Consider the following 12,450-nt stretch of genomic DNA (forward strand, 5'->3'; position numbering starts at 1 on the left):
GAGGTTTATAATCCAAGACTATCGCGTAAAATTACATCCTTATTTTTGTTTCTCTGCCAGTAAGGGATGTTCATTGTTTTAATTTTTTTCGCTGTAGAAGTCATCAGCTCCGCTGCATCTCCAAAGCCACTGGGATAGGTTTCGGTCCACCCTTCTATTTGGTATGGAAATTCACCCAGGTAGATGATCTTCAGCCTGCGCTGCAGCTCCGGGTAATGCAATTCAAATACCATGTGTTCGCCATCAGCGTAGCGGCTTGTGCTGACGCCGTAAGCTTTCAATTCTTTATGCGCCAGCCGCAGGTATTCAAATGAAGGTATCATCCTGGTCTCACCGATGGGAAGGCTTTCGGGGTCTACCCTGAGCTGAGTCCATATTTCATTTTCCAGGATATCCTTATCCAAAGCCAGTTCCTGGTCTCCCTCTGATTCAAAATAGGAATAAGCATTCACCTGGAACTTATCCCTGTTGTTGAGCTGTGCAAAGACCTGCCCGCACCATTCCTGCACACTATTGGTCACTTTCAAGGCATGAGCCTGCCCGTTTAAGGGGTAAAAAGTGCTGGTCATGATAGAGTAGGGGTAGATCCCAGTAAGAAAGTTTTTAGTGCTGTTCAATTTCAGTACCGTGATATTGGAAGGATCACTATTATCGGCTTTAACTTGTTTGTCTTTTACAAAAGGTTCTGTTACATATATCAGGGCTGCGTCACCTTCCCTCAGCTCCCCATACCTCGCTTGCTCCAGTTGGTAAGAGCTGATCTCTGCCTCCCCGGCAAACCAATACGACTTAAAATCTGGGGTCAGGGCGGGTTTCTCAAATTGTTGATCTTTAGCCTCATCTGCCCGGTTCTTTGCTATGTCATCAGTTCCTGTGCCTTGATCCTTACAGGATAAGAACAACAGGACATACATTGCAGCCAGTGTTAAAGCACCCGGTATAGAAGACTTTTTCATCGTAATAGTTTTTATAAAAATACCCAATTTGCTTCAGCCTGCAATTAGCCTTAACATATCGCAAACCATAGTGGTGGGCAAACCAACAACATTAGTATAGGATCCCCTGATCTCTTCAATGGCGACCAGCCCGATCCATTCCTGTATCCCGTATCCCCCTGCTTTATCGTATGGGCGATACTCGTCTACATAATAGGTAATCTCCTCCTCGCTAAGCACCTTGAACTTAACCCCGGTGGTTCGGTGATCAGTCACTCTTTTTTCAACTGTAGACATGGAGACTGCGGATATTACCTGGTGCCAATCCCCGGATAAATCCCTCAACATCTGTACAGCCTCTTCCCGATCAGCTGGTTTGGGCAGCATGCGGTCCCGGTGCCATACGATGGTATCAGCCGTGACCAGGATCTCTCCTTTGGCCAGCCCGTCTGCCTGTGCATCTGCTTTGAGCTGGGCGAGATACTCGGCAATCGCGGCTCCTTTTAAATGATCCGGTGCAATTTCCTCGACTGGTTTTAGCCGGAGTTCGTAAGGGATCCCCAGCTCCTGGAAAAATTGCTGTCTCCTGGGAGATGCCGAGGATAGGATGATTTTATTTCCCTTTAGTAAGCTGTGCAACATTCTTGTATGGTTATCAGTTTTAGTGAACCGGCCAATCGCCCCGAACTTTCAGTACTTGTTCTATCACCTCCCTGACACAACCTTCTCCACCGGATTTATGGGAAACGTACTTGGCCACGGCTTTTACTTCTGCAACGGCGTTCTGCGGGCAAACAGGAAGTCCCACTTTTTTCATCGCAGGGATATCCGGTAGGTCATCTCCCATATAAAGTGTATTGGCAGGTTTTTTTGCATAGATATCCATATACTCATCCAAGGCTTCTTCTTTAAATTGCACACCCAGGTGGATGTCGGTTACTCCTAAGCCTTGCATACGTTTACGGACCCCCTCATTCTTCCCTCCGCTAATGATACAAACAGCATAACCTGCATCGATGGCTGTGCGTACGGCGAATCCGTCAAGCATATTCATTTTCCGGAGTAACTCACCCTCGGAGGTAATCAGGATATTCCCGTCAGTGAACACTCCATCTACATCAAAAACAAAAGTGTCTATGTCTTTTAATTGTGTTTTATAACTTGTTTCCATAGTTGGTTTGGATCGATTTGCTGATCAGGCGATATATATCTTTATGTAGTTCATTTTTAAGGAGATCCAGGTGTTTATCCATGGTTCCGTAATCCGCTCTTCTGGCCGGGCCGGTCTGTGCATCCAATGGAGAAAGTTGTTCTAGTTTTGCCGTAGTTTCCCTGATCAATGGCCGAAGTAGCTCAAAGTTTAACTTGTTCTCCTCCAGGAGTTCCTGGGAAATTTTCAAGAGGTGATTCGTGAAATTGTTGGCGAATACGGCGGCGAGGTGCAGTTGCTGTCGCTGCTCACTGGAAATCTCGACCACTTTTTCCGACAGCGTATGCCCCAACCTTCTTATTTGTTCCATGTCATCCTTATCCCGGCTCTCTATACAGATAGGGATCTCCCTGAAATTGGCCTGCCGGGAACTGCTAAAGGTCTGAAGTGGGTAAAAAACGCCACAACGTTGCGTTTTGTCAAATACATCAATGGACAGGTTTCCCGCAGTGTGTAACAGGAGTTTATCCTTTATGTTTAGTTGGGCAGCTACTTCCTGCACGGAATCATCGCTGATGGCGAGGAGGTAGATATCGGCCTCCTGATTTATTTTGTGCACTTGCCCGGTCTCCGTAAAGGGAGCAAATGATTGTAGTTTTTCCTCGCTTCTACCGACGACCTGGATGAGGTCTACTTCCTGTACCGTTCTCCAGGTTTGGAACAGTTGGTTGGCGACATTCCCGGTGCCGATAAGTACGACTTTGATCATGTGGTAAAAATACACATTAAATAAAATCCTGGCCTATTTATAGCTGCGGAGAACGGCAATTACACCATGAACACCATACTTGGTGGCCCTACCTATGGTACTTATACTACTAAGATGTTAATTTGGCATAAAATAGTTGTAAATGCTGTATTTTTGCAGCCTGAATATGTAAATGCAAAGCATTCAGCCATAATGACAAACATCTTCAAGAATTTCTTGTTCTCCACTCGTTTTACCGCAATACTCTTTATCGCTTTTGCCACGGCCATGGCCTTTGGTACATTTATAGAGAGTTGGTATAGTACTGAAACTGCCCGGATCTGGATTTATAATGCCACCTGGTTTGAATTGATCATGTTGTTCTTCGTGATCAACTTTATCGGGAATATCGGTAGGTACCGCTTACTGCGAAAAGAGAAATGGGCTGTATTAATGCTGCATGTTTCCTGGATATTGATCATTATTGGGGCTTTCGTTACCCGGTATATCAGTTTTGAAGGAATGATGCCTATCAGGGAAGGTAAGACAGAAAATGTCTTTTATTCTGACAAAACATACCTGACAGCCTTTGTGGATGGGGAGATAGACGGGAGTGTTAAGCGAAAGACCCTGGAAGATGACCTTATTGTAACCTCTGAGGCTATGAAATCTAACCTACCCTGGAAAGGAGATTTTGGAGGACAGGATTTCAAGATCAGTTTCGTAGAATTCATACGTGGAGCAAAGGAAGGACTTATTCCCGGGGAGGAAGGAAAGACCTATCTGAAGATCGTCGAGGCCGGTGATGGGAACAGGCACGAACATTTCCTCGAATCCGGGAAAGTATCCAGTATTCATAATGTTCTGTTTGCCCTTAATAAGCCCACAGAGGGCGCCATCAATATTTTCCAGGAGGGGGATTCTTACCAGATCCGTTCTCCATTTGAGGGAGATTACCTGAGGATGGCCGATCAGCAGCGTGGTACACTCATCAAAGACAGCCTGCAAACCTTGCAGCGAAGAGCACTGTACACCGTTGGTACTATGCAGTTTGTTATCCCGGACCCGGTGGTAACAGGCACATACGGGGTGGTCAGGATCCCCGAAGAAGAAGTTACAGACATGAGCCAGGATGCCTTGGTCCTGCAAGTGGAAACAAATGGGGAGAAAGTTCAGAAGAAGGTTTTGGGAAGTAAAGGATCTACCAATTTTACCGACAAGTTCGAAGTAGGAGGACTGGAATTTACCCTGGGATATGGATCAAAAGTTCACGAACTCCCCTTCAGCATCACCCTGAATGATTTTATCGCGGAAAAATACCCCGGGACAGAAAAAGGATATGCTTCGTTTATGAGTAAAGTGACTGTTGAAGACGAGCGCCCATTTGATTATGATATTTATATGAACCATGTGTTAGATCACCAGGGATACCGCTTTTTCCAGGCGAGTTTTGACCCGGATGAAAAAGGAACCGTACTCTCCGTAAACCATGACTTCTGGGGAACCTGGATCACCTATATTGGTTATTTCTTACTGTATATTGGCTTGATGGGAATCATGTTCTTCGGCAAGACCCGCTTTAAGGACTTAGCCAATTCTCTGGACAAGTTGAAGAAGAAAAAAGCTGCCTTAATGGTCGGTCTGTTCCTCTTATGTGGTACATCCGCCTTTTCCCAGCAAGACGATGATCACATACACGATCTCTCACCCGCCCAGCAACAGATAGATTCCCTCATAAAGGCTACTACTGTAGCCGAGGAACATGCTGAGAAATTCGGCAAGCTTGTCATACAGGATGATGGAGGTCGAATGAAGCCCATCAATACCTTTTCTTCCGAATTACTGCGAAAACTCAGTTTTAAAGACGACTATAAAAACCTGAATTCGGACCAGGTTCTGCTTTCCATGATGATGAATCCACCGGCCTGGTACAATACTGATTTCATCGCTTTGGATAAGAAAGGTGCCAATGATAGTATAAGGCACGTCATCGGTGTGCCAGAAGATCAGGATTACGTAAAAGCCACGGATTTCTTTGATGAGAAAGGGCAGTATAAACTGGCCAGTTACCTGGAAGAAGCCTATGCGACCAACACCCCGGATAAATTTCAGAAAGATTTTAAAGATGTTGATCTCAGGTTAGGCTTGCTGAACAGGGCTCTCAGTGGAGAGATCATAAAGGTTTTCCCACTGCTCAATGATGAAAATAATAAATGGATATCTGCCACAGAGTTCAGGTCCGGATCTTACCAGGTAGGGGATTCCCTTTATGCTAATTTTGTCAGGAACGCAGTGCCCTATTACCTGATGTCGCTCAGGGAAGCGACCAAAACCGGTGATTATTCAGAGGCCGACAAACTATTAGCCGCCTTTGAGCAGAACCAGAAAAATCATGGGTATGAAATACTTCCTTCTCCTGAAAAGGTAGAAGCCGAGGTCATTTACAACAAGTTAGACATTTTTAATCGGTTGTATAAGTATTACGCCTTGGTTGGTCTGCTGATGTTCGTCGTACTGATTTTCCGCATCTTCAAGGATAGATCCCTTTGGCGAGTCGCGACCTATTTCTTTAAGGGAGTCATACTGTTGTTCTTCGCCTGGCATACCGGCGGACTTATTCTGCGTTGGTTTATTTCGGGTCATGCTCCCTGGAGTGATGCCTATGAAAGTATCCTGTACGTTTCCTGGGCCACCATGGGAATGGGTCTTTTATTGGGGAGAAAAAGCGAGCTTACCATCTCAGCTTCTGCTTTCGTGACCAGTATGTTATTATGGATAGCTCACCAGAGCTGGGTAGACCCTTCTATTGCCAACCTGCAGCCTGTGCTGGACAGTTACTGGCTGATGATCCACGTGGCAGTGATCGTGGCGAGCTATGGACCGCTTACCGTAGGAATGATCCTGGGTGTAGTGTCCCTATTGCTGATGATCCTCACCAACAAAAAGAATAAAAAACGAATGTCTCATGCGCTAAAAGAACTTACCATCATTAATGAGCTGGCGCTTACTGTAGGCCTTATTATGCTGACTATAGGTAACTTCCTGGGAGGACAATGGGCCAATGAGAGCTGGGGCCGGTACTGGGGATGGGACCCCAAAGAAACCTGGGCACTGATCTCTATTATGATTTATGCTTTCGTGATCCATACAAGGCTGATCCCGGGACTAAGAGGCAGATGGACCTTTAATTTCCTGAGTATTATCGCCTTTGCAAGTATTATGATGACCTATTTCGGGGTAAACTTTTACCTGGCCGGATTGCACAGTTATGCAAGTGGTGCGCAGGTGATCACACCTTCATTCGTCTGGTATACAGTAGCCGGAGTTGGGGTGCTGGGAGCTGTTAGTTACTGGAGAAACGGTATCCATTACCCAAAGAAGAAATCAGCCAAAGCAAGCTGAGTGTTATTTTCCCCCGTTGGCTCTCAGGTCAGCGATGCACTGATTATCCAAAGATGGGATATTTCCACCGGTGAGCATGTCAACAATGCCCTCACCGGTCTCAGCCGTCCAGTACATAAGACAATTCTCATCGGTACAATGCCTTCCGTGTTCAGTATCCTGGTGATTGGATTGTAGCGGTGCACCGGCATTCACTAAGCCCATAAGGTGCCCAAATTCATGGTTGAGTACAGTAGACTCTAACACAGTTCTGGAAGGGGAGAAGGGGCGATTGCTGAAATCCTGTATTGAAGATTCAAATAGCGCAAAAGAAGTATTTCTAAAAGCTACCCCTAACACGGTACCGTTCTCCGTATTTTCTGAATACTCAGCATCCAGGAAAATACCCCAGACCGCGATCTGGCGGTCATCATTATAAGCCGTCCTATGATTGTTCTCCAGGCTGACAATATCGTCAATACTGTAAAATTCTTTATTTCCGGACGGAATCTCTTTTACGGATAGGGTAATACCCTGGGGTTTGTTCAGCCTGTTTTCAAGGAAATCCTTGAAGTTCTCAACGGTCTGCTGGCTGGGCTCCATTCCCGGCATGTACTGGAGCTCAAGTTGTATGGAAGTAAACGCCTTTTCAGAAAGTAAAGCTTCTGAAGAACTACCGGTACTCCGGCGGTTGGCATCCTTATCTATATTTTGCTGTTCCTGGTTGTCTACGCTCTCATTAATGGGCTGCATAGCATCTGTAGAACAGGAGGAATAAATTATGGATAGAACTACAATGGCAATGATGTTCAGAGAAGATCTGAATGGGGTTGTCAGCTTCATAGTTAAAGATTGGGGTAACTCAATAACGGTCGCCCCTGCTAAATATTTTATTTATATATCGGTTCAAACGGCTGCAAAAGTCGTTTTTTTTATCGATTTTTCAAATAAATAAGCATCAAAGCTTTTGGTGCCAGACGTTTACGCTTTCCAAGCTGCTCCCAATCAGGGTATTGTTCCTGAGTGTACCTCCACATTCAAAGCCCAGTTTACTAAGCGTGATATTTCTGCCGTAAGAGGTAGCTCTTGCCTGCACACATATCGATTTGAGCGACCTTTCTTTTGCGCTCGCAATCATTTTTTCTACCAGGTAGTATGAAAGGTTCTGTCCCCTGTGATTAGGATGCGAGGCAAAATCTGAGATCTCTGCGTGTACCAATTCAGGATAGACATACATTCTTGCGGTCTCAACCAGTTTGCCTTCTTCAAAAATTCCAAAATATACCGCTCCTTTATTAAAGCCTTCGTCTACTTGCTTAGCAAAACGTGAAGGGTAGGGATAGTCCAGGTAGGCTGCTTTATACAGGGCGATCAATGAATCTTTGTCCTTCTCAGTCAATTCTCTCAATTGGAAATTCCCAGACATTTTATACGCATTGGAATTTGTCACTGATGCTTTGGCAATAGTTTTGACGGAATCTATGACTTTCTGTTCCCGCTTTTCGCAATGTTTCCGTTGCGGGTCAAGAAATTGTGAAAGAAAATAACCGGTGGTGTCCCCATCAAATAAGCCGGGTATTTTGGCTTCTTCCTGGTACCCTTTAGCGAGGAACGGTTCTATTCCCCATTCAGGAACTTTAGAGACGATCTTATCGCAATCCAGTTCCTTGGCCATATGGTTCATTTTAGCTATCACTTCTTCAAGTGTTTCACGTTGGTAAAGCGTAACGTACAGGTTCTTGTTGCCCCCTCCGTGATGAACTACGGCTCCGTTAATATTTTCCATTGAATCATATCCCATATATGCTGTGTAATTTTCCGGTTAAAAGCAGAGCCACTTCCTGTCGCTGTATTATACAGCAAGAGGAAGTGGACTACCTTAAATTCAGTTAAGACTAGGATCTAACGTGTCCGTCCCCGTACACGTAATACTTATTGGTCACTAATTCATTCAAACCAAGTGGTCCCCTGTGGTGCAGTTTGTCTGTACTTATGGCTAATTCTGCGCCTACACCCATACTTCCCCCATCTGTAAATCTCGTAGAGGCATTCTGGTATACTGCGGCACTGTCTACCTGTTCCATGAATTGTACAGCGTTCTGCTGGTCGTCAGACATAATGGCTGCAGAGTGTCCGCCTGAATATTTGTTGATCTTATCCATGGCTTCATCCACGCTGTCCACGGTACCAATCACGCATTTCATGGCCAGGAACTCTTCATACCAAACCGATTCGTCTTTGACGGTCTCGGTTTCAGTGAGCACCTTGTTGGTCCTTTCATCTGTAAGAACTTCAACGCCATTTTCTTTTAAGAACCCATGCAATTCATTCAGCTTAGCTTCATATTCCGGGAACTCGCTGTGGACTAATATCTTATCCAGTGCATTACAGGCAGAAATTTTATGCGTTTTTGCGTTCAGAATTACCTGCTTGGTCTTTTGCCAATCGGCGTGCTTGTCAATAAACAAAAAGTTGTTCCCTCTACCACTGACCAATACTGCACATTCTGCATGATCTTTCACAAAATTAATGAGGCGTTCACCTCCCCGTGGTACGATAAGGTCCAGGGGCTGGGTAGGATTCCTTAGGAATTCCTGTGTTTCTTCACGACTCATGTTCATGAGTTGTATCCAGTCCTTGTCAAGCCCGTTTTCGGTAAGAGCACGATGCCAGAATTCGACCAGCATGGCGTTACTGTGCTTGGCCTCTTTACCGCCTTTCAACAAGATCTTATTATTGGCTTTAAAAGCCAGGACAGCTGCTTCTATAGTGACATCAGGCCTTGATTCATAAATAATCATGATAGTCCCGAAGGGAGCTGTCTTATTGATCACCTTTAAACCGTCGTGTACTTCACGGTCAGAGATAACTTTCCCAACAGGATCTTCCTGTTCCATGACCGATTGTACAGACGCGATCATACCGTCTACTTTAGAATCATCTATAACCAGCCTGTCATACATGGCCTGGTCGTCCCTTTTAAACAGGTCCAGATCTTCCTTGTTGGCAGCCAGTAATTCTGACCGATTTTCCCCAAGGATCCGGATCATGGATTTAAGGACATTATTTTTCTTATTTGTATCTAGTAATTTCATTGAATTGTTTTTGAGTTTATAAGCTCACTCTTGTTCCTACAGCTTTACCGGCAACAATGTCCAGGATAATATTTTCCGTTTTACCGTTGGCGATATAGGTAGGAATATTATTAGAGGCAGCTTGTTTTGCGTAATCCATTTTTGAAGCCATTCCTCCACGACCTTCTCCTTCTTTTTTACCGGATTCCGCGATATATTTATCGATATTGTCATCTACGTGTACATCCTGCAGCAGCTTGGTCTCATCGTCTTCCGGGTGACCGGTGTAAAGCCCGTCAATATCCGTAAGAATGATCAGCATATCCGCATTCAGTAAATTGGCAACAAGTGTGGCCAATTCATCATTGTCTGAGAACATAGACATGGTAACTGAAACCGCATCATCTTCGTTCGCAATCGGGATCACTCCTTCAGATAATAAGCCTTCGTAGCAATTGATCATATTTTCACGATGTACTCCCGGGTTAAAGTCCCGCTTGGTCGGTAAGACCTGGGCACATTTTAACCCGTAATCCTGGAAGATGTTGTAATACAACCTCATCATCCTGGGTTGCCCGATGGCAGAATATACCTGCCTTCTCTGGGTTTTATCCTCAATCTTGGATTTTCCAAGGACTTCTCTCCCGGCAATAGCAGAACCTGAAGAAACTAAGACGGTTATAATGTCTTGTTCATACAATTCTGCGATCTGGGAAACCAGGCTCCGTAGCACCGGTCTTACGATCCTGTTATTTTTGTTGGTCATCACGTTAGTACCAACCTTGATCACTATTTTCTTCTCGTACATAATTAATGAGTTTCTCCAAGCTCTACAGCCCTGTTAAAGGCGGCGAAAGCAGCTTCTTTAATTAATTCACTTACATTATTATCATCCATAGAGTCTAAGGCTGCCCTGGTGGTTCCACCCTTAGAGGCAACCATTTCCATCCAGGAGTTAGGTGAGAGTTGGGACTGGTTAAATAATTCGACCGCACCGGTAAAGGTCTGACTCACCAGCACTTTAGAATCGTTGGCATCAAAGCCCATCTGTAGTGCTGCTTCCATCATACTCTGCATAAAATAGAAGACATAGGCGGGTCCGCTTCCGGAGATACCGGTGGAGGCATCTATATATTTTTCACTGCTAACCCTGATTGCTTTCCCTGTACTGGCGAGTAAACCTTCTACAGTGAAAAGTTCTATCCGTGAAACTTCAGGTGCAGATACATAAGAAGTAATTCCTTTTCCTACGGCAGCCGGTAGGTTTGGCATGGCTCGTACGATCTTAGAAATGCCGGTGGCATCCCGCATCCCCTGTATCGTTACCCCTGCCATTATGGAGATGATGATCTTATCATTGTTCAGATAAGGTTTCATCTGCTCAAATAATGCATCCGCATGGTATGGTTTTACAGCGACAAAAATGATGTCTGCTGCGGGAACACAATCTTTGAGGTCTTTAAACCCATCAAAGTATTCGATCTTCCCAATTTGTTTTTGTTTTTCTTCAGAAGTGTCCAGGATCATGATGTTCCTTTTTTTAAGAAAGGGGGATTTGGACATTCCTTCGGCGTAGGTAAGTCCCATGTTTCCTGCACCGATGACTAATACTGTCATAACTTTATGTTATTTGTTTAAATATTAAGAATACAACCTAAAAAAATCTGGGACATATAAAAATTCATTGAGTAATGACGGGAGTTTTAACAATAAAATCATCAAGCTGATAATCAGACACAGTTAAATTGTCAAATTGTTAACCCGGTGTAAATTCCGGTGGTCTTACTCAAGGCATACCTTGAAATATAAGGCTACAGAGGTGTTATTCTTTGTGGTATCACTAGTATTATTGACGTATATGGTTGAGCTATACTCATAGAAACTTCCCCAATTTTGTTGTTGTTGTTCTTAATAGGCAGTTCTGCACTTTTTACTAACTTTAACAGCTATAGGAACCAGCAATTATGAAGGAAAAAAAATTAGGTCTTAATACCATTTGCACCCACACAGGCGAACTGGAAGACGCATCTTTTAAAGGCGCCGTTTCTCCATTATATATGAGCACGTCGTATGCCTTCGAGAATGTGGACATAAAACGTTACCCCAGGTATTTTAATACACCCAACCAGGAGGCTTTGAGCAGGAAGATCGCCGCACTTGAAAAAACAGAAGCAGCTCTGATCTTCGGAAGTGGAATGGCGGCCATCAGCACAACTCTGCTGGCTTACCTTAAGTCCGGGGACCATATTGTTTTGCAGGAAATGCTGTACGGGGGTACCTATAACCTGGTTACCGAATTATTTGAACGCTATGGAATCGGCTATACCTTCGTGGAAGGCAGTAATGTGTCTGCTTTTGAAGCCGCTATCACCCCCGATACCAAAGTAATTTATATAGAGACTCCGTCCAACCCTCTATTGTCCATAACAGATATGAAAGCAATTGCGGCATTGGCTAAAGAACACAAGCTGGTCTCCATGATCGATAATACTTTTGCCAGCCCTGTAAATCAAAACCCGATCGAGTTTGGAATAGACATTGTACTTCACAGTGCCACCAAGTACATGGGCGGACACTCCGATATTCTGGCCGGTGCGGTAGCCTGTTCTGAAGAGCATATGAAGCCCATTAACCTTATGGGAAGGAACCTGGGAGGTAACCTGAGTGATTATACTGTCTGGTTGTTAGAGAGAAGCTTGAAGACTATGGGCATCAGGGTAAGAGCACAGAATGAAAATGCCATGAAAATGGCCAATTACCTCAGTACTCATAAAGCGGTAAAGATGGTGCACTATCCCGGGCTGAAAGCCCACCCGGATCACCTTCTTGCCACTAAGCAGATGAAAGGTTTTGGGGGTATGTTGTCCTTTGACCTGGTCCAGGGCTACGACCCTGAAAAATTCAGGATGTCCCTGAAGCTGGTGAAACCTTCCATGAGCCTGGCGGGGATAGAAAGTACAGTGACATCCCCCGCAGCAACTTCTCATGCATTATTACCCGAGGATGAACGGCTAAGACTGGGAATATCATTAAGTATGATCAGGTTCTCGCTGGGGATAGAGGATATTAACGACCTGATAGCCGACATAGACCAGGCAATTATGGCCAGCACCGAAAAAACAGCGGTTACCTCTAAATAAATTAAACGATAACGACATTCTC

The 12,450-nt window shown here is 44.6% G+C and carries 11 protein-coding genes; 2 read left to right on the forward strand and 9 right to left on the reverse strand.

What is annotated here, in order from left to right; translation table 11 throughout:
* Nucleotides 1-5 precede the first annotated feature (5 nt).
* From PP178_RS07285 to PP178_RS07300, 4 genes are read right to left on the reverse strand one after another with little or no spacing between them, the layout of a single operon-like run.
* On the reverse strand, nt 6-956 hold the full coding sequence (locus PP178_RS07285; protein WP_272593679.1) for a septum formation inhibitor Maf: 951 nt from the start codon (nt 954-956) through the stop codon (nt 6-8).
* Between the two features lie 33 nt (nt 957-989).
* Nucleotides 990-1,577: a Maf family nucleotide pyrophosphatase gene (locus PP178_RS07290; RefSeq protein ID WP_272593680.1), complete on the reverse strand. Its 588-nt coding sequence runs from the start codon at nt 1,575-1,577 to the stop codon at nt 990-992.
* Nucleotides 1,578-1,596: 19 nt separating this feature from the next.
* Complete coding sequence (locus PP178_RS07295) at nt 1,597-2,106, reverse strand: KdsC family phosphatase (protein WP_272593681.1); 510 nt, start codon at nt 2,104-2,106, stop codon at nt 1,597-1,599.
* Nucleotides 2,090-2,854 carry a Rossmann-like and DUF2520 domain-containing protein gene (locus tag PP178_RS07300; protein WP_272593682.1) on the reverse strand — a complete coding sequence of 255 codons (765 nt, stop codon included), beginning with the start codon at nt 2,852-2,854 and terminating at the stop codon, nt 2,090-2,092. The genes PP178_RS07295 and PP178_RS07300 overlap by 17 nt, the downstream gene beginning before the upstream one ends.
* Before the next feature lie 192 nt (nt 2,855-3,046).
* Between PP178_RS07300 and ccsA the strand changes: the two genes are divergently transcribed.
* Nucleotides 3,047-6,235, forward strand: coding sequence for a cytochrome c biogenesis protein CcsA (gene ccsA / locus PP178_RS07305; protein WP_272593683.1), 3,189 nt, complete (start codon nt 3,047-3,049; stop codon nt 6,233-6,235).
* Between the two features lie 3 nt (nt 6,236-6,238).
* Here the strand turns inward: ccsA and PP178_RS07310 are convergent, their stop codons facing one another.
* The 5 genes from PP178_RS07310 to proC form a co-directional block, all read right to left on the reverse strand.
* Nucleotides 6,239-7,057: a membrane metalloprotease gene (locus tag PP178_RS07310; RefSeq protein ID WP_272593684.1), complete on the reverse strand. Its 819-nt coding sequence runs from the start codon at nt 7,055-7,057 to the stop codon at nt 6,239-6,241.
* Between the two features lie 115 nt (nt 7,058-7,172).
* Entirely contained in the window at nt 7,173-8,015 is an 843-nt protein-coding gene (locus tag PP178_RS07315) for a GNAT family N-acetyltransferase (RefSeq protein ID WP_272593685.1), read from the reverse strand.
* Between the two features lie 94 nt (nt 8,016-8,109).
* Entirely contained in the window at nt 8,110-9,309 is a 1,200-nt protein-coding gene (locus PP178_RS07320; protein ID WP_272593686.1) for a glutamate-5-semialdehyde dehydrogenase, read from the reverse strand.
* Nucleotides 9,310-9,325: 16 nt separating this feature from the next.
* Complete coding sequence (gene proB, locus PP178_RS07325; protein ID WP_272593688.1) at nt 9,326-10,096, reverse strand: glutamate 5-kinase; 771 nt, start codon at nt 10,094-10,096, stop codon at nt 9,326-9,328.
* A gap of 2 nt (nt 10,097-10,098) precedes the next feature.
* The gene (proC, locus tag PP178_RS07330) at nt 10,099-10,905 is read right to left on the reverse strand and encodes a pyrroline-5-carboxylate reductase (protein WP_272593689.1); all 807 of its coding nucleotides are present in this window, start codon (nt 10,903-10,905) and stop codon (nt 10,099-10,101) included.
* Between the two features lie 347 nt (nt 10,906-11,252).
* On the opposite strand from proC, the gene PP178_RS07335 reads away from it, so the two are divergent.
* A complete protein-coding gene (locus tag PP178_RS07335) occupies nt 11,253-12,428 on the forward strand; it encodes a trans-sulfuration enzyme family protein (protein ID WP_272593690.1) in 1,176 nt (391 codons plus the stop codon).
* The last annotated feature ends 22 nt before the right edge of the window (nt 12,429-12,450 follow it).

The organism is Zeaxanthinibacter sp. PT1 (genome assembly GCF_028464225.1).
Taxonomy (GTDB): Bacteria; Bacteroidota; Bacteroidia; order Flavobacteriales; family Flavobacteriaceae; genus Zeaxanthinibacter.

What these genes read in the sequence shown, in the direction of transcription:
- PP178_RS07335 (WP_272593690.1), top strand. Translation starts at nt 11,253, where the DNA reads ATGAAGGAAAAAAAATTAGGTCTTAATACCATTTGCACCCACACAGGC.
- PP178_RS07310 (WP_272593684.1), bottom strand. Translation starts at nt 7,057, where the DNA reads ATGAAGCTGACAACCCCATTCAGATCTTCTCTGAACATCATTGCCATT.
- PP178_RS07300 (WP_272593682.1), bottom strand. Translation starts at nt 2,854, where the DNA reads ATGATCAAAGTCGTACTTATCGGCACCGGGAATGTCGCCAACCAACTG.
- proC (WP_272593689.1), bottom strand. Translation starts at nt 10,905, where the DNA reads ATGACAGTATTAGTCATCGGTGCAGGAAACATGGGACTTACCTACGCC.
- proB (WP_272593688.1), bottom strand. Translation starts at nt 10,096, where the DNA reads ATGTACGAGAAGAAAATAGTGATCAAGGTTGGTACTAACGTGATGACC.
- ccsA (WP_272593683.1), top strand. Translation starts at nt 3,047, where the DNA reads ATGACAAACATCTTCAAGAATTTCTTGTTCTCCACTCGTTTTACCGCA.
- PP178_RS07295 (WP_272593681.1), bottom strand. Translation starts at nt 2,106, where the DNA reads ATGGAAACAAGTTATAAAACACAATTAAAAGACATAGACACTTTTGTT.
- PP178_RS07290 (WP_272593680.1), bottom strand. Translation starts at nt 1,577, where the DNA reads ATGTTGCACAGCTTACTAAAGGGAAATAAAATCATCCTATCCTCGGCA.
- PP178_RS07320 (WP_272593686.1), bottom strand. Translation starts at nt 9,309, where the DNA reads ATGAAATTACTAGATACAAATAAGAAAAATAATGTCCTTAAATCCATG.
- PP178_RS07285 (WP_272593679.1), bottom strand. Translation starts at nt 956, where the DNA reads ATGAAAAAGTCTTCTATACCGGGTGCTTTAACACTGGCTGCAATGTAT.
- PP178_RS07315 (WP_272593685.1), bottom strand. Translation starts at nt 8,015, where the DNA reads ATGGGATATGATTCAATGGAAAATATTAACGGAGCCGTAGTTCATCAC.